Origin of the sequence: Bradyrhizobium sp. (assembly GCF_047605465.1) — a bacterium.
Lineage (GTDB): Bacteria > Pseudomonadota > Alphaproteobacteria > Rhizobiales > Xanthobacteraceae > Bradyrhizobium.
Genome location: NZ_JASGFS010000009.1, coordinates 1 through 18,921 on the forward strand (window position 1 = coordinate 1; position 18,921 = coordinate 18,921).

Annotated in this window: 16 protein-coding genes and 1 pseudogene; 12 read left to right on the top strand and 5 right to left on the bottom strand. The window is 66.2% G+C overall.

What is annotated here, in order from left to right:
- The 7 genes and pseudogenes from QM712_RS10730 to QM712_RS10760 form a co-directional block, all read left to right on the top strand.
- A pseudogene (locus QM712_RS10730) lies at nt 1-184 on the top strand (methylmalonate-semialdehyde dehydrogenase (CoA acylating)); the annotation flags it as partial.
- Nucleotides 185-301: 117 nt separating this feature from the next.
- Complete coding sequence (locus QM712_RS10735; protein WP_415023071.1) at nt 302-1,447, top strand: isobutyryl-CoA dehydrogenase; 1,146 nt, start codon at nt 302-304, stop codon at nt 1,445-1,447.
- Nucleotides 1,444-2,511 carry an enoyl-CoA hydratase/isomerase family protein gene (locus tag QM712_RS10740; protein WP_415023072.1) on the top strand — a complete coding sequence of 356 codons (1,068 nt, stop codon included), beginning with the start codon at nt 1,444-1,446 and terminating at the stop codon, nt 2,509-2,511. The genes QM712_RS10735 and QM712_RS10740 overlap by 4 nt, the downstream gene beginning before the upstream one ends.
- 26 nt (nt 2,512-2,537) lie before the next feature.
- Nucleotides 2,538-3,425: a 3-hydroxyisobutyrate dehydrogenase gene (gene mmsB / locus QM712_RS10745; RefSeq protein WP_415023073.1), complete on the top strand. Its 888-nt coding sequence runs from the start codon at nt 2,538-2,540 to the stop codon at nt 3,423-3,425.
- 166 nt (nt 3,426-3,591) lie between these two features.
- On the top strand, nt 3,592-5,310 hold the full coding sequence (locus QM712_RS10750) for an AMP-binding protein (protein WP_415023074.1): 1,719 nt from the start codon (nt 3,592-3,594) through the stop codon (nt 5,308-5,310).
- 137 nt (nt 5,311-5,447) lie between these two features.
- On the top strand, nt 5,448-5,927 hold the full coding sequence (locus QM712_RS10755; RefSeq protein WP_415023075.1) for a MaoC family dehydratase: 480 nt from the start codon (nt 5,448-5,450) through the stop codon (nt 5,925-5,927).
- A gap of 227 nt (nt 5,928-6,154) precedes the next feature.
- Nucleotides 6,155-7,072 (top strand): SDR family NAD(P)-dependent oxidoreductase, encoded by a 918-nt coding sequence (locus tag QM712_RS10760; RefSeq protein WP_415023076.1) that lies wholly within the window; start codon nt 6,155-6,157, stop codon nt 7,070-7,072.
- A 141-nt stretch (nt 7,073-7,213) separates the two neighbouring features.
- On the opposite strand, the gene QM712_RS10765 is transcribed toward QM712_RS10760, so the two are convergent.
- Complete coding sequence (locus QM712_RS10765) at nt 7,214-7,837, bottom strand: TetR/AcrR family transcriptional regulator (protein WP_415023077.1); 624 nt, start codon at nt 7,835-7,837, stop codon at nt 7,214-7,216.
- A 282-nt stretch (nt 7,838-8,119) separates the two neighbouring features.
- On the opposite strand from QM712_RS10765, the gene QM712_RS10770 reads away from it, so the two are divergent.
- Nucleotides 8,120-8,554: a hypothetical protein gene (locus QM712_RS10770; protein WP_415023078.1), complete on the top strand. Its 435-nt coding sequence runs from the start codon at nt 8,120-8,122 to the stop codon at nt 8,552-8,554.
- Nucleotides 8,555-8,652: 98 nt separating this feature from the next.
- On the top strand, nt 8,653-9,882 hold the full coding sequence (locus tag QM712_RS10775) for an NAD(P)/FAD-dependent oxidoreductase (protein WP_415023079.1): 1,230 nt from the start codon (nt 8,653-8,655) through the stop codon (nt 9,880-9,882).
- Between the two features lie 85 nt (nt 9,883-9,967).
- On the opposite strand, the gene QM712_RS10780 is transcribed toward QM712_RS10775, so the two are convergent.
- Genes QM712_RS10780 through QM712_RS10790 form a run of 3 tightly spaced genes read right to left on the bottom strand, consistent with a single transcriptional unit; the run spans nt 9,968 to nt 13,368 of the window.
- A complete protein-coding gene (locus tag QM712_RS10780; protein ID WP_415023080.1) occupies nt 9,968-11,047 on the bottom strand; it encodes a D-TA family PLP-dependent enzyme in 1,080 nt (359 codons plus the stop codon).
- Nucleotides 11,048-11,050: 3 nt separating this feature from the next.
- On the bottom strand, nt 11,051-12,862 hold the full coding sequence (locus QM712_RS10785) for an ABC-F family ATP-binding cassette domain-containing protein (RefSeq protein ID WP_415023081.1): 1,812 nt from the start codon (nt 12,860-12,862) through the stop codon (nt 11,051-11,053).
- Nucleotides 12,863-12,864: 2 nt separating this feature from the next.
- Nucleotides 12,865-13,368: a YaiI/YqxD family protein gene (locus QM712_RS10790; RefSeq protein ID WP_415023082.1), complete on the bottom strand. Its 504-nt coding sequence runs from the start codon at nt 13,366-13,368 to the stop codon at nt 12,865-12,867.
- A gap of 105 nt (nt 13,369-13,473) precedes the next feature.
- Here QM712_RS10790 and QM712_RS10795 point away from each other — a divergent pair, with 105 nt between their 5' ends.
- Entirely contained in the window at nt 13,474-14,274 is an 801-nt protein-coding gene (locus QM712_RS10795) for a hypothetical protein (RefSeq protein WP_415023083.1), read from the top strand.
- A gap of 191 nt (nt 14,275-14,465) precedes the next feature.
- On the opposite strand, the gene QM712_RS10800 is transcribed toward QM712_RS10795, so the two are convergent.
- Nucleotides 14,466-16,838 carry a xanthine dehydrogenase family protein molybdopterin-binding subunit gene (locus QM712_RS10800; RefSeq protein ID WP_415023084.1) on the bottom strand — a complete coding sequence of 791 codons (2,373 nt, stop codon included), beginning with the start codon at nt 16,836-16,838 and terminating at the stop codon, nt 14,466-14,468.
- 211 nt (nt 16,839-17,049) lie between these two features.
- On the opposite strand from QM712_RS10800, the gene QM712_RS10805 reads away from it, so the two are divergent.
- A complete protein-coding gene (locus QM712_RS10805) occupies nt 17,050-18,129 on the top strand; it encodes a Ppx/GppA phosphatase family protein (protein ID WP_415023085.1) in 1,080 nt (359 codons plus the stop codon).
- 1 nt (nt 18,130) lies between these two features.
- A complete protein-coding gene (locus tag QM712_RS10810; RefSeq protein ID WP_415023086.1) occupies nt 18,131-18,817 on the top strand; it encodes an RlmE family RNA methyltransferase in 687 nt (228 codons plus the stop codon).
- The last annotated feature ends 104 nt before the right edge of the window (nt 18,818-18,921 follow it).

Here is an 18,921-nt window from a genome sequence, read left to right on the forward strand (position 1 = left end):
CGTGCCGATCCCGGTGCCGATCGCCTACTACACCTTCGGCGGCTGGAAGAAGTCGGGCTTCGGCGATCTCAACCAGCACGGCCCGGACTCGATTCGCTTCTACACCAAGACCAAGACGGTGACCTCGCGCTGGCCGTCCGGTGTCAAGGAAGGTGCGGAGTTCTCGATCCCGACCATGAAATAAGGCTGTACCCCAGCCCCTCATTGCGAGCGCAGCGAAGCAATCCATATCGCCGCGGAAGAGAATGGATTGCTTCGTCGCTTCGCTCCTCGCAATGACGAGAAGAATGAGCAGCCCAGCATGCAGTTCGCTCTGAATGAGGATCAGGTCGCGGTTCGCGACATGGCGCAGGCGTTTGCGGCGGAGAAGATCGCGCCGCACGCGCTGCGTTGGGACGAGGAGAAGCATTTCCCCGTCGACGTGATGCGCGAAGCGGCCGCGCTCGGCATGGGCGGCATCTACATCCGCGACGATGTCGGCGGCTCCGGGATGTCACGGTTCGACGCGGCGCTGATCTTCGAGGCGCTGGCGGCTGGCTGCCCCACCACCTCGGCCTTCATCTCCATCCACAACATGGCGTCCTGGATGATCGATGCTTTCGGCAACGACACCCAGCGCCACAAATGGTTGCCGAAGCTCTGCGCGATGGAGCTGATTGCGAGCTATTGCCTGACAGAGCCGGGCGCCGGCTCCGACGCGGCCGGCTTGCGCACGCGCGCGGTGCGCGACGGCGATCACTATGTGCTGAATGGCCAGAAGCAGTTCATCTCGGGGGCCGGCGGCACCGATCTCCTGGTCGCGATGGTCCGCACCGGCGGTGACGGCCCCGGCGGCATCTCGACCCTCGTCATCGACGGCAAGACACCCGGCGTGTCCTACGGCGCCAACGAGCGCAAGATGGGCTGGAATGCGCAGCCGACCCGCGCCGTGATGTTCGAGAACGCGCGTGTGCCGGTCGCCAACCGGCTGAGCGAGGAGGGCGTCGGCTTCAAGATCGCGATGGCCGGCCTCGATGGTGGACGCCTGAACATCACGGCCTGCTCGCTCGGCGGCGCCCAGACCGCGCTCGACAAGGCGCGATCCTACATGAAGGAGCGCAAGGCCTTCGGCAAGCGCCTCGACGAATTCCAGGCGCTGCAGTTCCGGCTTGCCGACATGGCGATCGAGCTCGAGGCCGCACGGACTTTCCTGTGGCGGGCGGCTGCGGCGCTCGACCGGAAAGATCCCGAGGCCACCATGCTGTGCGCGATGGCGAAGCGCTTCGGCACCGATGTCGGCTTCGAGGTCGCCAACCACGCGCTGCAGCTTCACGGCGGCTACGGATATCTCAGCGAATACGGCATCGAGAAGATCGTGCGCGATTTGCGCGTGCACCAGATCCTCGAAGGCACCAATGAAATCATGCGGCTCATCGTGGCGCGCAAACTGATCGAGGGCGCGCAATGACTGCAGTGGAAGAGGGAGATCTCATCGTTCGCCGCGAGGGCGCGGCGGGGGTGATCCGCCTCAACCGTCCCAAGGCGATCAACGCCATGACGCTCGAAATGTCCATCGGCATCGATGCGGCGCTCGACCGGTTCGAAGCCGATCCGGAAGTCGCGGTGATCGTGCTGGAAGGCGCCGGCGAACGCGGCCTCTGCGCCGGCGGCGACATTCGCGGCCTGTGGGAGAGCTCGCGCGAAGGCGGGGATCTCGGCGCCCGTTTCTGGCGTCAGGAATACACCATGAACGCGCGGATCGCGAAGTATCCCAAGCCCTATGTCGCGTTCATGGACGGCCTCGTGATGGGCGGCGGGGTCGGCCTGTCCGGCCATGCCAGCCATCGCGTCGTCACCGATCGCACCAAGCTCGCGATGCCCGAGGTCGGGCTCGGCTTCTTTCCCGATGTCGGCGGCACCTGGTTATTGTCGCGCTCGCCCGGCGAGATCGGCACCTATTTCGGCCTGACCGGCCAGACCATGAACGGACCCGACGCGATCCACGCGAAGTTTGCGGACGCGGTGGTGCCGGCGGCTAAATGGCCGGAGCTGCGCGAGGCGCTGACGAAAGTGCGCCCGGGCGCGACCGCGGCCGACGTCAGCGCACTCATCAACGGTTTTGCGACCGGCGATGCAGCGGGTCCCGTGGCCGCGAAGCAGGCGATGATCGACGCGCTGTTCGGTTTTGACCGCATGGAGGACATCGTGGCCGCGCTCGAGCGCGACGGCTCCGATTTCGCGCAGGCAACCCTGAAGACGCTCGGCGAGAAGTCGCCGCGCGGCATGGTGGTGACGCTGAAGCTGTTGCGGCTTGCGCGTACTGCCTCGAGCCTGGAGGCGTGCCTGGTGCGCGAATATCGCGCCGCGCTGGAAGTGTTCCGAAGCGACGATTTCCGCGAGGGGGTGCGCGCCGCCGTGATCGACAAGGATCGCAACCCGACCTGGTCGCCGCCGCGCATCCAGGATGTCACGCCGCCGATGCTCGCGCCGTATTTCGCCGAGATCGGCGCCGACGAGCTGAAACTCAACTAACAACGATTGAAGCGGAGGAAACGAAGATGGCCACGGTCGCATTTATTGGTCTCGGCAACATGGGCGGTCCGATGGCCGCCAACCTGGTCAAGGCCGGCCACAAGGTCGTGGCGTTCGATCTCGTCGAAGCCTCCCGCAATCAGGCCAAGGCCGACGGCGCCGCCATCGCGGACAGCGCATCGGGCGCGGTGAAGGGTGCTGAGGTCGTCGTCACCATGCTGCCGGCCGGAAAGCACGTGCTGGCCGTCTGGAGTGACATCGTTCCCGCCATGGCCAAGGGCACGCTGATCATCGACAGCTCCACGATCGACGTCGAAAGCGCGCGTCAGGCTCATGCGCTGGCGGCCAAGCACGGCGTGCTCTCGGTCGACGCGCCGGTCTCCGGCGGCACGGGCGGTGCCAAGGGCGCGACCCTCACCTTCATGTGCGGCGGCGACGAGACGGCATTCGCCGCGGCCAAGCCCGTGCTGGAGAAGATGGGCAAGAAGATCGTCCATTGCGGCGGCGCAGGTGCAGGGCAGGCGGCCAAGATCTGCAACAACATGATCCTCGGCATCTCCATGATCGCCGTGAGCGAGGCGTTCGCGCTCGGCGAGAAGCTCGGCCTCTCGCATCAGGCGCTGTTCGACGTCGCCTCGACCTCGTCGGGCCAGTGCTGGTCGCTGACGACCTACTGCCCGGTGCCGGGTCCGGTGCCGGCATCGCCCGCCAACAACGACTACAAGCCGGGCTTTGCCACGGCGCTGATGATGAAGGACCTGACGCTGGCGCAGGACGCGGCGAAGGCGGCCGGCGCGGCGACCCCGCTCGGCAAGCATGCGCAGGAGATCTACCAGTCCTTCGATTCAGCCGGGCAGGGCGGGGTGGATTTCTCCGGAATCATCAAGCACGTTCGCGGCCTCGCTGGAAAATAGCGGGCTTTTTCCCTCGCGCGGATGCAGCCAGCGGGTCGCCGCGAAGCGTCGCCCGATGGCGGGCTCCGCGCGGGCGGGACAATTTCGTCCAATTGCGTAACCGGCCCCGGTTTGCGCTGCGCTCAATCCGGGCTACGGTCGAAATTCAATTCGACGGGCCCGGACCATGACGACATTCCAGCAAGCACGCGCGTTCCTTCTGCAGCACCGTACGGATTACGACTCGGCGGTGAAGGGGTTCCGCTGGCCTGATCCGGTTCCGTTCAACTGGGCGCTCGACTGGTTCGACGCCGAACTTGCGACGAATGCGGACAGCCGGGATCTTCCTGCGCTCTGGATCGTCGACGCCGCGCAGGATCGGCAGACCAAACTGTCCTTCGCGGCGCTCTCGAAGCGGTCGAACCAGGTTGCGAACTTCCTTCGCGCGCAGGGCCTGAAGCGCGGCGATCATCTCCTGCTGCTGCTCGGCAATGTCGTTCCGCTATGGGAGACGATGCTCGCGGCGATGAAGCTCGGCGTCGTCGTGATTCCCGCGACCACGCTGCTGACGGCGGAGGAACTGCGCGACCGGCTCGATCGCGGCAGGGCGAAGGCGGTGGTGGCCGCCGAGGATCAGGTCGCGAAGTTCGTCACGCTTGGTGCCGAGAACCTTCTGCGCATCGTGGTCGGCCCAGGCTCGGGAGGCTGGCTTTCCTATGACGAGGCGGCGAATGCTTCGGAGAGCTTCACGTCCGATGGCCCGACCAACGCCGACGATCCGATGCTGCTCTATTTCACCTCGGGCACGACCGCGAAGCCGAAGCTCGTGCGCCACAGCCAGCGCAGCTATCCCGTCGGTCATCTCTCGACCATGTACTGGATCGGGCTCAAACCCGGCGACGTCCATCTCAACATCTCCTCGCCCGGCTGGGCCAAACACGCCTGGAGCTGCTTCTTCGCGCCGTGGAACGCGGGCGCGACAGTGTTCGTGGTCAATCAGCCGCGCTTCGATGCGAAGGGGCTGCTCGCCACCATCGGCCGCTGCGGCGTCACCACGCTGTGCGCGCCGCCGACGGTGTGGCGGCTGTTCATCCAGGAGAACCTTGCGTCGTTCAAGGTCGCGCTTCGCGAGGTCTGCGGTGCCGGCGAGCCGCTCAATCCCGAGGTGATCGACCAGGTCCAGGCGGCCTGGGGCCTCACCATCCGCGACGGCTACGGGCAGACCGAGACCACGGCGCTGGCGGGCAACTCGCCGGGCCAGAAGATCAAGGTAGGCTCGATGGGCCGGCCGCTGCCGGGCTATCGCGTACAGGTCAGCGACGCCGATGGGCATCCGGCAAAAGAAGGCGAGGTCGCGTTGCTGCTGGGCGCGGATCGCCCCGCCGGCCTGATGCAGGGCTATCAGGGCGACGACGGCAAGCTGTCCGGCGCCGAAGGTGAGCTCTATCGCAGCGGCGACGTCGTGTTCGCAGACGACGAAGGCTATCTCACCTTCGTCGGCCGTTCCGACGACGTGTTCAAATCCTCGGACTACCGCATCAGCCCGTTCGAGCTGGAGAGCGTGCTGCTCGAGCACGAACTGGTCGCCGAAGCTGCCGTGGTGCCGAGCCCGGATCCGATCCGCCTCGCGATCCCCAAGGCGTTCGTGCTGCTGACCTCGGGCGCGGAGCGGACGCCGGAGACGGCGCTCTCCATCTTCAGGCATCTGCACACGCGCCTTGCCCCGTTCAAGCGAATCCGTCGTCTCGAAATAGTCACCGAGCTGCCGAAGACGATCTCGGGCAAGATTCGCCGCGTTCAGCTCAGGCGCCTCGAACGCGACGACGACCGTAACGATCCCCTGCGTGGTCGCGAATTCCGCGAGGAGGATTTTCCGGAGCTGCCGAAAACTCGTGGCGAGAGCTGAGCGGACGAAGTACGCTGGTCATTCATGAGCGATGCGTCGCATCGAGCCCGGACTCCATTCGGCAGCAGGGTTCATTGCCGAATGGAGTCCGGGCTCGCGCTTTGCGCGTCCCGGAATGACGGCACCAGGAGTGATGAATGAACGAAGTCTGGAAGAAACCGCCGGTTTCCCTCGAAGCCTATCAGGCCATGGTCGGCAATGAGATCGGCGTGTCGTCGTGGCACCTGGTCGATCAGCCTCGCATCGACACCTATGCGGACGTGATCGAGGACCACCAGTTCATCCACGTCGATCCCGAGCGTGCCAAGAAGGAAACCGCCTTCGGCACCACCATCGCGCATGGCTTCCTGACGATGTCGCTGCTGTCGATCATGTCCTACGAGGTGATGCCGGCGATCGCGGGCACCACGATGGGCGTCAATTACGGTTTCGACAAGCTGCGCTTCATTTCGCCGGTGCGCTCGGGCAAGCGCGTGCGTGGCCGTTTCGTGCTTGCGGAAGCCAAGCTGCGCAAGCCGAACGAGTTGCAGTCCCGCACCAACGTGACGGTCGAGATCGAGGGCGAGGACAAGCCCGCGCTGGTCGCGGAGTGGCTCGGCCTGATCTATTTCGCCTGAGTGGTGCCGTCATGGCCGGGCTTGACCCGGCCATCCATCGCTGCTCAAAAGCTGACCAAATCTTTGCGAAGCGCCCTTGCGCTTTCCCTTGTGGGAGAGGTGGCTTCGCGCAACGCCAAGCCGGGCGAGGGTCCTCTTTCCACGGACTCGCCCGTAGAGACAACCCTCAGCCGGCGCCTGCGCGCCACCGTCTCCCGAAAAGGGGAGAGGGAAGAAAGGAATCACTCATGGCAATCAGGTTCGACGGACGCGTCGCCATCGTCACCGGCGCGGGCAATGGCCTCGGGCGCGCGCATGCGCTGGGTCTGGCCAGCCGCGGCGCCAAGGTCGTGGTCAACGATTTCGGCGGCGCGCGCGACGGTACCGGCGGCTCGTTGTCGCCGGCGGAAACCGTGGTCGAGGAGATCCGCAAGGCCGGCGGCACCGCGATGGCGGACGGCGCCGACGTCTCGAATTTCGAGCAGGTCACCGCCATGGTCGAGCGCGCCACCAAGGAATGGGGCAGCGTCGATCTCATGTGCGCCAATGCCGGCATTCTGCGCGACAAGTCGTTTGGCAAGATGGAAGCCGCCGACTTCCAGAAGGTGCTCGACGTGCACCTCGTCGGCACCTTCTACTGCTGCAAGGCGGCCTGGGCCGGCATGCGCGACCGCAACTACGGCCGCATCGTGCTGACCACGTCGTCGTCCGGCCTCTACGGCAATTTCGGCCAGGCCAATTACGGCGCGGCGAAGTCCGGCATGGTCGGGCTGATGAATGTCCTCGCCGAGGAAGGCCGCAAGAACAACATCCGCGTCAACATCATCTCGCCGACCGCGGCAACCCGCATGACGGAAGAACTGCTGCCGCCGCAGGCCCTGCAGTTGATGAAGCCGAACGCGATCACGCCCGCGGTCGAATACATGCTCAGCGAGGACGCGCCGACCCGCACCATCATGGGCGCCGGGGCCGGCTCCTTCGCCGTGATCAAGATCCTGGAGAGCGAGGGCATCAATCTGCCGGAGTCCGACTGGACCCCCGATGCCGTCGCCGCGCATTTCGCCGAGATCAGCGACATGTCGAAAGCCAAGGCCCTCCAGGGCGCGTTCGAGCAGACGCAGAAATACGTGGCGCAAGCCGCGGCGAGGGCCGGCATCAAGCTCTGAGGCCGCCATTCTGGGGCGTTGAGGCTCACCCCGGGACGCGACTTTCCATCATGGCCGGGCAGGAGCGCGTATTCGCGCGCGATAGCCCGGCCATTCACTTTCCAGGCCATGTCGCGATCGAGTGTGCGGGGCGCGATTCGATCAGCGACGCCGGTCGTCCGCTCGTGCGGCGATGAGACTGAACACGTAGCGCAGGAACGCCTCGTCGGCCGGCACCGCATCACCAGTCACACCGACCGCATCCTGCATTTCGAGCTGGCTGTGCAGCCGATATTGAATGACGCTGCCGGCGGTCACCATGGCCTGGCCCGCCGGGACATCACAGCGGATGAAGCCCGCTTCCTGTGCCCGAACGAAAACCGGCACGATGCGTCGGTTGAGCCGTTCGATACGCGCACGCCGTTCCGCTTCCGGAGCGCCCAGAACACGCCAGATCTGTAACCGCAGCGCGGATGGATGCGTGCGCCAGTAGCCCATATAGGCCGCCAGAATGGACGGAATCGTCTCTGCATCGATGTGCTCGACCTGCAGGGCTGGTCCGAGATGCTCGAGAAAATCCTCCGAGACACGCTCGCCAACGAGATTCCAGAGCCGCTCCTTGTCTCCGAAATGATGGGTCAGCAAGCCCTGGGAAACGCCCGCCCGAAGGGTGATGTCGCGGACGGTGGCGCCATGAAAGCCCAATTCCGCGAAGGCGGAGAGCGCCGCTTCCAGCAATTTGTCGCGGGCGTCGATCGTCGCGAAGACCGGTTTCAATTCCCGCATGGATCGCTCTTGCATGTTCTTCGCTGGTCTCGCGTGACCCGGATTTAGAACGATTTGTATGTCTGGTCAATTGACTGAACGAATGTATAGCGGCTACTCAATGGATCTGGCGGCTGTCGCGCGCCTCGTCGGGAGAGCAACGGCAAATCCGATCGCATGATTGCGACGCTGCCGCTCCGTCACGTCTCGCCCGATCTTCGGCCGCGACTGGCGGGCAAGACATCAACGGCAACGGCCTGGCCAAGAACGAAGGCCAATTGCCGACATCAAGGAAACCCAGGCATGATCCAGCACGATTTGACGCAATGGCCGCTCGTCTTGTCCGTCATGCGCGGCGTCACGACGCTCGACGAGCAAGTGGGCTTCTTCTCCGAATGGAACGGCTGGCTCGATCGCGGCGAGCCTTTCATCACGCTACGCGTCTTTTCGGACGCCGCATCGCTCGAGCGTCCGGAGGGCGGCGCCAAGGAAGCGAAGGCTTGGCTCCAGGCGAATGCCGATCGCGTGAAGTCGCTCGTCATGGGCATGGCGACGATCGTGCCTGCCGAGTCCTTCGAGGACGTGAGCCGCATGAACGCGGAAAAGCTCTTTGGCGTTCCTGCGAAGACCTTCGACGACGTTTCGTCGGCCATCGCATGGGTCGAGGACGCCATTCTATTGCCGCGCGGCGTTTCCTTCGACCGTGAGGCAGCAACGCGCTTCCTCGTCGGGGGATGATGCAGGCGCACGTGCCTAGGGCGCAGTCTGTCTCGGCCGATGCTCGCCTGGTCATGGCGGCTTGTCGTTTGGCGCTCGGACTGGTCTAAGCTCCCGTCATGACCACAACCGACAATCAGGTCGCTGTCATCGGCGCCGGTCCCGCCGGGTTGATGGCGGCGGAGGTGCTGGCGCAGGGCGGTGCCGTCGTGACCGTCTACGACGCGATGCCGTCTGCCGGCCGCAAGTTTCTGATGGCCGGCCGGGGCGGGCTCAATCTCACGCACAGCGAGCCGCTGCCGCAGTTCATGCCGCGCTATCGGGAGGCGGCCCCCAGGCTGCAGGCGGCGATCGCGGCGTTTTCCCCTGACGCGCTGCGCGGCTGGAGCGAGGCTCTCGGCCAGCCGACCTTCGTCGGGACCAGCGGGCGGGTGTTTCCGAAGACGTTCAAGGCATCGCCATTGCTGCGCGCGTGGCTGCGGCGGCTGGATGCGGCGGGCGTGAAGTTCGCATTTCGGCATCGCTGGACTGGATGGGACGAGCACGGTCGCCTGCTGTTTCAAGCGGCCGGCGGCCAGCAGTCCGTCACGGCGGGTGCAACGGTGCTGGCGCTTGGCGGCGCAAGCTGGCCGCGGCTGGGTTCGGATGGCACGTGGGTCGGTCCGCTCTCGGAGAAGGGGATTGCGATCTCGACGCTGCGGCCGGCGAATTCCGGTTTCACGGTCGCATGGTCCGATGTGTTTCGCGACCGTTTCGAAGGACAGCCGCTCAAGGGCGTGGCGCTGACGATCGGCGCGCACACCGTGCGCGGCGAGGCCATGATCACGCGCACCGGCATCGAGGGCGGCGCGATCTACGCATTGTCGGCCGAACTGCGCGAGGCTGTGCTGGGAATCGGGCAGGCGACGCTGACGATCGCGTTGCGGCCCGATCTGGATGCCTCGGCGCTGACCACCCGCCTGTCAGGCACACGCGGCAAGCAATCGCTGGCGAATTTCCTGCGCAAGGCCGCGCAATTGTCTCCGGTCGGAATCGGTCTGATGCAGGAGGCGGCCATCGCGGCCGACCGGCCATTGGCCTCGCTTTCGCCGGCGGAGCTCGCCCACCTGATCAATGCAATTCCGGTTCATCTCACCGGCACCGCCCCGATCGATCGCGCCATCTCGAGCGCGGGCGGAGTCGCCTTCGACGAGCTCGATGAGACCTTCATGCTGCGCAGATTGCCGGGCGTCTTCGCCGCCGGCGAGATGCTGGACTGGGAGGCGCCGACGGGCGGCTATCTGCTCCAGGCATCGTTCGCGACCGGTGCGGCCGCGGGCAGGGGCGCGCTGGAATGGCTGTCGCGTTAGTCGCCGTCATTGCGAGTGCAGCGAAGCAATCCAATATCTCGCGGACTGGATTGGCGCGCTGGCAATGACCAACGCGAAAAGGCCTCTACCTCAGTTTTCCTCGTGCCGCGACGGGCAGCGTGCCGATGATCTCATCGCCGCGGACCATCACGACCTCGTCCATCATGTTGACGACGACGCAGACATGGTTCGGCACGATGCGGACGACGTCGCCGACATTCGGCCGGGTGTTGCTGCGGGAGAGGTCGAGGAAGCCGTGCTCCTCGGCGAATTTTGCGATCTTGGCTTCGGGGTGCTCGAGGATCAGGCCGTGACCATCGAGCCCGCCGGTATCCGTGGTCAGCGTCTTCGAGCCGGCGTCGAGAATGCCGCGCTCGGGTGCGGCGCGGCTCACCACCGTTGAGTAGATGTGGAGGGCGCAATCGTCCCAGGTGGCGGAACCGGCCGCGACCTGCATACGGTCGTTATAGATGTATGTGCCGAAGCGATGCTCGGTGCCGCCCTTGAGCTTGCCGATGTTGACGAGGTTCGGCGTGCCGCCGGTCGAGACGATCCTGGCGTCGAGCCCGTGCGCGCGCACGCCGGACAGCGCCTCGTCGAAAAACTTCTGCGCATCGCCCCAGCCCGTCTCGGTCGGGTAGAGCATGAACCCGGCGAACGCGAGCCCCTTGGACGCGGCAATCTCGCGCGCCAGCGCGATCGCTTCCGCCGGCGTCTCGACACCGGCGCGCTTGCGGCCCGTGTCGCACTCGACGACGACCGACAGCGGACGGCCCGAGGCCGCGGCTGCCTTGGGCAGGCCCGCGACGACGGTCGAATTGTCGGCCGCGACCGTCATGTTTGCCTTGGCATTCAGTGCGCCGAGCCGTGCCATCTTCTCTTCGCCGAGAAGGTTGTAGCTGATCAGGATATCGTCGATCCCGGCATTGGCCATGATCTCGGCTTCGCCGATCTTCTGGCAGGTGATGCCCTTGGCCCCGGCTGCGACCTGCATCTTCGCGATGGTCGGGTTCTTGTGTGTCTTGATATGCGGCCGGTTGGCGATTCCGGCGTCATCACAGGCCTTCTGGATCCGAGCGATGTTGCGCTCGACCTTGTCCATGTCGATCACGGCACAGGGCGTGCCGTATTCGCGGGCGATCTTGGCGGCGAGGGTGGTTGTCATGGGTCAAGCCTGCTCTATTTCTTCGCGAAGCATTTCAAGTTCGAGCCAGCGTTCTTCGGCGGCGGACAATTCCTCGTGCGCCTTGGCGATGGCGGCTGACGTATCGTCGAATTTCTTGCGATCCTTGGCGTAGAGGTTCGGGTCGTCGAGCACGCGTTGCAGTTTTGCGATGTCGGCCTGCAAGCTATCCATCTTCTTCGGGAGCGTTTCCAGCGCGTGCTTCTCGTTGAAGCTCAGCTTTCTCTTGGGCGCGGCAGCCGGAGCTGCGGCGCGCTCCTCCTTCTTCTCGGCAGGCGCCTGCGCCTTCGCCGTCTCGCGCTTCAGGTCCGCTCCGCGTTGGGTCAGCATGTCGCTGTAGCCGCCGGCGTATTCGGTCCACTTGCCGCTGCCTTCGGGAGCGATCACCGAGGTGACGACGCGGTCGAGGAAATCGCGGTCATGGCTGATCAGGATGACGGTGCCTTCGTAATCGCCGAGCATGTCTTCCAGCACGTCGAGCGTTTCGAGGTCGAGGTCGTTGGTCGGCTCGTCCAGCACCAGCAGGTTCGAGGGCTTCGCCAGCGCGCGCGCCAGCATCAGCCGGCCGCGTTCACCGCCCGACAGCACTTCCAGCGGTGTGCCGCGCTGCTCCTGCGCGAACAGGAAGTCCTTCATGTAGCCGACGACGTGCTTGGACTTGCCGCCGACCATGACGTGATCGCCGCGCCCGCCGGTCAGCGCCTCGGCGAGCGTCGATTTGGGATCGAGGCTTTCGCGGTGCTGGTCGAGCGTCGCCATCTCCAGATTGGCCCCGAGCCGCACGGTGCCGGAATCCGGCTGTGCGCCGCCCGTGAGCAGATTGACCAGCGTGGTCTTGCCGGCGCCGTTCGGTCCGATGATCCCCAGCCGGTCGCCGCGCTGGATACGCGTGGAGAAGTTCTCGACGATCTTGCGTTCGCCGAAGGCCTTCGTGACTCCCTTCGCCTCGATCACCAGCTTGCCGGATTGCTCCGCCTCGGCGGCGGCGAGCGTGGCGCTGCCGGCGGCGCCGCGATAGTCGCGGCGCTGATCGCGCAGCGCGTGCAGATTGGCCAGACGCTTGACGTTGCGCTTGCGCCGGCCGGAAACGCCGTGGCGCAGCCAGTGCTCCTCGTCGACGATCTTGCGGTCGAGCTTGTGCTGGTCACGCTCTTCCTCGGCCAGAACCTCGTCGCGCCAGGTCTCGAAAGAAGCAAAGCCGCGATCGATCTGCTTGATCTTGCCGCGGTCGAGCCACGCCGTCGCGCGCGAGAGATTGGTGAGGAAACGGCGGTCATGGCTGATGAGCACCAACGCGCTGCGGCGGCTGTCGAGCTCCTTTTCCAACCACTCGATGGTCGCGAGATCGAGATGGTTGGTCGGCTCGTCCAGCAGCAGGATGTCGGGCGAGGGCGCCAGCATCCGCGCCAGCGCGGCGCGGCGAGCCTCACCGCCGGAAACGTTGGCCGGGTTCTCGTTGCCGGTCAGGCCGAGCTGCTCGACCAGGTAGCGCGCCTGGTACAGGTCGTCGCCGGGCGCGAGCCCTGCCTCGACATAGGCGAGCGTGGTCTTGTGGTCGCCGAAATCCGGCTCTTGCGGCAGATAGCGAACGGTGGCGCCGGGCTGCACGAAGCGCGTTCCGCCGTCGGGCTCGACCAGGCCGGCCGCGATCTTCAGCAGCGTCGACTTGCCGGAACCGTTGCGGCCGATCAGGCAGACGCGTTCGCCCGGCGCGACATTGAGCTCGACGCCGCTCAGCAGCGGCGTCCCGCCGAATGTCAGCTTGATGTCTTTCAATTGGATCAGTGGCGGCGCCATGACTAACCTTGGCTGGAATTCTGGCTCGTCGCGGCCTGATCGGTGCGGCGGCGCTGGATCCGTCGCAGCGTCTGGTCGAGCGCCGAGAGGAATGCGGAGCGATCGCGCGGCGAGAATGATCGCGGGCCGCCGGTAACTTCGCCGGCCGAGCGCAGATCGGTCATCAGATTGCGCACGGCCAGCGTCATCCCGATCGATTCCTCGGTGAACGGCTTGCCGTTCGGCGCGATCACCTCGGCGCCCGCCTTCACGCAGCGACTTGCCAGGGGAATGTCCGATGTCACCACGACGTCGCCGGGCTTTGCCCGTTCCGCGATCCAGTCGTCGGCCGCGTCCATGCCGGCGCCCGCGGCGATGCGCTCGATCAGCGGGTCCTGCGGCACGCGGATGAAATTGCCCGCAACCACGCTCACGGGCACGCCGAGCCGGATCGCGACGCGATAGATCTCGTCCTTGACCGGACAGGCGTCGGCGTCGACATAGATGCGGGTGGCAGTGTCGGTCATCGGCGGCGTGGTACCCCATTCGGGCTGCAAAGGCGAGGGGATTGACCCCGGTTCCTCAGGGCCTACCATCGGGCCGAACAACAAGAACACAGGGGAAGCCAAGCCATGCCGAACCGGCTCGAAACCTACCGCGTCGAGGCCTACAACACGGCCAGGCAATCCGAAAACAAGATGCATGACGACACGGTGGCGCGCCGCTTCGGCTTTTCCGGCGGGCTGGTCCCGGGCGTCGACGTCTTCGCTTACATGATGCACGTGCCGGTGGCGCGCTGGGGCCGCGATTTCCTCGTGCGCGGGCTGAGCGAGGCGTGCTTCGTCAAGCCGGTCTATGACGGCGAGACCGCCGATGTCGACGCGGCCGAGCATGGTGGCGTGCTGACGATCGAGGTGTTCAGCCGCGGCGAACTCTGCGCGACGGGAACGGCCTCGCTGCCGGCCGCGGCGCCTGCGGTCTCATTGAGCGACTATGTCGCGGTGCCGGCGGTGGCCGAGCGGAAGCCGGTCAGCCCGGAGACGTTCGAGACCGGCAAATGGCTCGGCACCGAGCCACGGCGCTGGGCCGGGCAGGCGGCGACGGACTATCTCGCCGACATCCGGGAGACCGATCCGATCTTCGCGCGCGAGCAGCTCGGCCATCCCGGCCTGATCCAGCGCGTCATGAACCGCGTGCTGGTGGACAATACGATACTCGGGCCGTGGATCCACGTCGGCAGCCGCATGCAGTTGCTGTCCGCCGCGCACGCCGGGGACGAGATCACCGCACGCGCGAAAGTCACCGCCAATTACGAGAAGAAGGGGCACCGCTTCGTCGAGCTCGATGCGCTGGTCGTCGCCAACGGTGCGACGCCGTTGGCGCATTGCCAGCACATCGCGATCTACCAGCCGCGCGAGCAGGCGGCGGCGTAGGGCGCGGGGGCCTGAGCGCGAGTTTGAGGCTCCGCGCCCCGTCTGCGGCGTCATGCCCTGCGAAGGCGGGTATCCCGTGCGCTGAGGGCGACCGTCGATGGCGACCATCTCGGAATACCGGATCGCCCGATCAAGTCGGGCGACGACAGCGGTGGGTGGGGCGGCGGCGGTCGGTGTTGTGGAGGCGGCGACTACGCCGCCTTGCCCTTCGCATCCTGGATGGCGCGCCACACGCGCTCCGGGGTCAGCGGCATGTCGATGTGCTTGATACCGTAATCGGCCAGCGCATCGACCACCGCGTTCACGACCGTCGACAGGCTGCCGGCGCAGCCGGCTTCGCCGCAGCCCTTGCTGCCGAGCGGATTTGTCGTCGCCGGCACCGGATGGTCGCCGACCGTCATGAACGGCACGTCCTCGGCGCGCGGCAGCGCGTAGTCCATCAGTGAGCCCGTGATCGGCTGGCCGCTCTCATCGTAGCGAACGTGCTCCATCAGCGCCTGCCCGATGCCCTGGACGACGCCGCCATGAAGCTGGCCTGCGACCAGCATCGGGTTGATCACCGTACCGAAATCGTTGACCGCGCTGTAGCGCACGATCTGCACCACGCCGGTGTCGGGATCGACCTCGACCTCGGCGACATGGCAACCGTTGGGGAACGCCGACGGCACCGGCTCACTGGTGTGATCGACGTCGAGGCTGTCGGGCACGCCATCCGGCACCTTGCCGTCGTGCAGGCGTTTAGCCAGCTCCATGATGTCGATGCTGCGGTCGGTGCCTGCGATGGTGAAGCTGCCGTCGGCGAACTCGATGTCGGCTTCCGAGGCCTCCAGCATGTGCGCGGCGGCGCGCTTGCCCTTCTCGATCACGAGCTTCGAGGATTCCACGATGGCTTGGCCGGTCGCCATGATCGAACGCGAGCCGCCGGTGCCGTTGCCGGTGTGCACGATGTCGCTGTCGCCCTGCACGAGCTTGACGCTCTCGAAGGGAACGCCGAGCTGGGCGCACAGCACCTGCGCGAACGGCGTGGCATGGCCCTGGCCGTAATCGAGCGTGCCGGTGATGAGCTGCACGCTGCCGTCGGCATCGAACACGATCTTGCCGAGTTCGGGGCTCGGCGGCGCGGTCACCTCGAGATAGGAGCCGACGGCGATGCCGCGCAGCTTGCCGGCCTTCCTGCTCTCCTTCCTGCGCTTGGCGAAGTTCTCGTGATCGGAGATCGCGAGCGCCTTGTTGAAGACCGCCTGGAAGTCGCCGCTGTCATAGGTGACGCCGGAGGATGCCGGGAAGGGCATCTGGTCCGGCTTGATGAAGTTGCGTTTGCGCAAGGTGAGCCGGTCGATGCCCATCTCGTCGGCGGCGCGGTCGATCAGCCGCTCCATGTAATAGTTCGCTTCGGGCCGGCCGGCACCGCGATACGCGCCCATCGGCGTGGTGTTGGTCAGCACCGTCTTGATGTCGACGCCCATCAGCGGCGTGCGGTAGACGCTCGAGAAGTTCTTGCCGGTGTTGAGCGACAACGGACCGGGCGCGACGCCGGTGATGTAGGCACCGAGATTGCCGTAGCCGGAGAGCTTCGCGGCGAGGAAGTGCCCCTTGGCGTCGAGCGCGAGCTCGGCATGGATCTTCTGCGCGCGGCCATGGCTGTCGGACAGGAAGCTGGTGGAGCGCTCGTCGAGCCACTTCACCGGGCGTCCCAGCGCCTTGGCTGCGTACAGGATGCACATGTATTCGGGGTAGTTGACGTTCTTCATGCCGAAGGAGCCGCCGACATTGGCGGTGAGGATGCGCACCTTCTCGTTCGGCACCTTCATGTTCTTGGCGAGGTTGGCGCGGTTGCCGGCGACGCCCTGCGTCGGCATCTGGATGGTGTAGCGCTCCGTCGTCTTGTCGTAGGAGGCCAGTCCCACGCGCGGCTCCATCGAGACCACGGCGACGCGGGTGTTGTCGATGTCGAGGCGGGTGACGTGCGCTGCGCCGGCGAAGGCGGCGTTCACCTTCTCCATGTCGCCGTAGTGATAATCGAGCGCGACGTTGTTCGGGATGTGGTCGTAGAGCTGCGGCGCGCCGGGCTGCGCCGCTTCCTCGGGATCGGTCACCGACGGCAGCGGCTCGATATCGACCTCGACCGCTTCGGCGGCGTCGCGCGCCTGGGCCAGCGTCTCGGCCACCACGAAGGCGACGGGATCGCCCACGAAGCTGACCTTCGCGGTCGGCAGCGGCTGGCGATTGGTCTGGAGCAGGGGGGAGCCGTCGCGGCTCTTCAGCGGCAGGCCGCAGGTGAAGGGGCCGTAGCCGGCGGCATCGAGGTCTGTTCCGGTCCACACGCCCAGCACGCCCGGCAGCGCCTTGGCGGCCTCGGTGCCGATATTGCGGATGATTCCATGGGCGTGGCTCGAACGGACGATCACGGCATAGGCCTGGCCGGGCAGGTTGAAATCGTCGGTATAGCGGCCCTTGCCGCGCACCAGCGTGTCGTCCTCCTTGCGGCGGACCGGCTGTCCCACGCCGTATTTTTGCAGTGCAATAGCGTTTTCGAGCGTAGACGATTTCGTGTGTTCTTGCATGAAAATGACCTGAAAAGCCTGCATTTGCGCATTTTCGCGGCAGCGGCGGACCGGACCCTGTTCAGATAGCCCACCACCCCGTTCACGACAACGCACGAATGGGCATGGTCCCATGTGATGCGATGTTGCGCAGGCCCGCCGCGCTGCTAATGTTTCAGGCGAAAAATCAATTCCGGACCGGCCCCTCGCGGGCCGTGGAAAGACAGTTTGTATGAATGACCACACGCGGCTCCGCGACGGCCATGCGCCGCACGGTGAGCTGGAGGGGTCGATGGCGGCGGTGGCATTGGCCACCGAACCGGCTGTCGGCGCGCAGGCGCCTGGAACCGGCGTCTACGCGGCGCTGGACCTCGGCACCAACAATTGCAGGCTGCTGATCGCCTGTCCGACCAGCGACGGCTTTCGCGTGGTCGATTCCTTCTCGCGCATCATCCGGCTCGGCGAGGGTGTCTCGGCGACCGGCTGCATCAGCGAGGCCGCGATCGAGCGCGCCATCGCGGCGCTCAGCATCTGCCGCGACAAGATCAACCTGCGCAAGGCGCGCCGCCTGCGCCTGATCGCGACCGAAGCCTGCCGCGCGGCCTCGAACGCGGAGGGCTTCCGCAGCCGCGTCGCCGCCGAAACCGGCATCGAGCTCGAAGTGATCGACCGTGAGACCGAGGCCTCGCTCGCCGTGCTCGGCTGCTCGCCGCTGGTCGACCCGAGAGGACGCGGCGCGATCCTGTTCGACATCGGCGGCGGCTCGACCGAGCTCGTGCGCATCGAGCGCGATCCGGCCGGCGCCGATCCGCAGCCGCGGATCAAGGCCTGGATGTCGATCCCGCTGGGCGTGGTCACGCTTGCCGAGCAGTTCGGCGGCCGCGACGTCACGCCGGAGATCTATGCGGCGATGGAGCGGGAGGTGGCCAACCACGTCGAGCCGTTCGCGGAACAACACGGCCGCGACCTCGCGGACATGCATCTGCTCGGCACGTCCGGCACGGTGACCACGCTCGCCGGCATCCATCTCAACCTCGCGCGCTACGACCGCCGACGCATCGACAGCATCTGGATGAACGATTCCGACATCACCGCGACCATCAACAAGCTGCTCGGCATGAGCTACGAGGAACGCGCGGCCAACAGCTGCATCAGCGTCGAGCGCGCGGATCTCGTGCTGGCCGGCTGCGCCATCCTCGACGCCATCCGCCGCGCCTTTCCGCTGCCGCGCCTGCGGGTCGCGGACCGCGGCCTGCGCGAGGGCATGCTGGTCGAGATGATGCGCGAGGACGGCGCGCTCAGGAGCTGGTGAGATGGCCAAGGACACCACCGGCCGCTTGCACGTCCAGGTCAAGACCGGCGGCAAGCGCAAACTGTCGTCGAAGCTCTGGCTCGAGCGGCAGCTCAACGATCCCTACGTCGTCAAGGCGAAGGCGCAGGGCTATCGCTCGCGCGCCGCGTTCAAGCTTCTGGAGATCGACGACAAATATCGCCTGCTGAAGCCCGGCATGGCCGTGGTCGATCTCGGCGCCGCGCCGGGCGGCTGGAGCCAGATTGCCGCCAAGCGCGTCGGCTCGGTCGAGGGCAAGGGCAAGGTCGTCGCGATCGATTTGCTGGAGATGCCGGAGATTCCCGGTGTCGATTTCGCGCAGCTCGACTTCATGGACAATGACGCGCCGGACAGGCTCACGGCCATGCTCGGGGGCGGGGCTGATGTCGTGATGTCGGACATGGCCGCCAACACCACCGGTCATCGCAAGACCGACCAGCTCCGTATCGTCGGCCTGGTCGAGACCGCGGCCGCGTTCGCGTGCGACGTGCTGAAGCCGGGCGGGACGTTCCTGGCCAAGACGTTCCAGAGCGGCGCCGACGCCGAACTGCTCGCCCAACTCAAGCGCGATTTCGCCACCGTGCGCCACGTCAAGCCGGCGGCGAGCCGGCAGGATTCCTCCGAGCGCTACGTGCTCGCGACGGGATTTCGGGGCGAGGCGAGGCAGTAGCGAGCGCCGGTTCCTCGCCCTGAGGAGCGCGCCAGGGCGCGCATCTTGAGGGGCGAGGCCATAGGCCTGGCCTTCATCCTTCGAGACGCGCGTTCCGCGCTCCT

Excerpts from the sequence above, each read along its gene's own strand:
- QM712_RS10750 (WP_415023074.1), top strand. The coding sequence starts at position 3,592 with ATGACGACATTCCAGCAAGCACGCGCGTTCCTTCTGCAGCACCGTACG.
- QM712_RS10800 (WP_415023084.1), bottom strand. The coding sequence starts at position 16,838 with ATGCAAGAACACACGAAATCGTCTACGCTCGAAAACGCTATTGCACTG.
- QM712_RS10770 (WP_415023078.1), top strand. The coding sequence starts at position 8,120 with ATGATCCAGCACGATTTGACGCAATGGCCGCTCGTCTTGTCCGTCATG.
- QM712_RS10765 (WP_415023077.1), bottom strand. The coding sequence starts at position 7,837 with ATGCGGGAATTGAAACCGGTCTTCGCGACGATCGACGCCCGCGACAAA.
- QM712_RS10810 (WP_415023086.1), top strand. The coding sequence starts at position 18,131 with ATGGCCAAGGACACCACCGGCCGCTTGCACGTCCAGGTCAAGACCGGC.
- QM712_RS10735 (WP_415023071.1), top strand. The coding sequence starts at position 302 with ATGCAGTTCGCTCTGAATGAGGATCAGGTCGCGGTTCGCGACATGGCG.
- mmsB (WP_415023073.1), top strand. The coding sequence starts at position 2,538 with ATGGCCACGGTCGCATTTATTGGTCTCGGCAACATGGGCGGTCCGATG.
- QM712_RS10755 (WP_415023075.1), top strand. The coding sequence starts at position 5,448 with ATGAACGAAGTCTGGAAGAAACCGCCGGTTTCCCTCGAAGCCTATCAG.
- QM712_RS10805 (WP_415023085.1), top strand. The coding sequence starts at position 17,050 with ATGAATGACCACACGCGGCTCCGCGACGGCCATGCGCCGCACGGTGAG.
- QM712_RS10740 (WP_415023072.1), top strand. The coding sequence starts at position 1,444 with ATGACTGCAGTGGAAGAGGGAGATCTCATCGTTCGCCGCGAGGGCGCG.
- QM712_RS10760 (WP_415023076.1), top strand. The coding sequence starts at position 6,155 with ATGGCAATCAGGTTCGACGGACGCGTCGCCATCGTCACCGGCGCGGGC.
- QM712_RS10795 (WP_415023083.1), top strand. The coding sequence starts at position 13,474 with ATGCCGAACCGGCTCGAAACCTACCGCGTCGAGGCCTACAACACGGCC.
- QM712_RS10785 (WP_415023081.1), bottom strand. The coding sequence starts at position 12,862 with ATGGCGCCGCCACTGATCCAATTGAAAGACATCAAGCTGACATTCGGC.
- QM712_RS10780 (WP_415023080.1), bottom strand. The coding sequence starts at position 11,047 with ATGACAACCACCCTCGCCGCCAAGATCGCCCGCGAATACGGCACGCCC.
- QM712_RS10790 (WP_415023082.1), bottom strand. The coding sequence starts at position 13,368 with ATGACCGACACTGCCACCCGCATCTATGTCGACGCCGACGCCTGTCCG.
- QM712_RS10775 (WP_415023079.1), top strand. The coding sequence starts at position 8,653 with ATGACCACAACCGACAATCAGGTCGCTGTCATCGGCGCCGGTCCCGCC.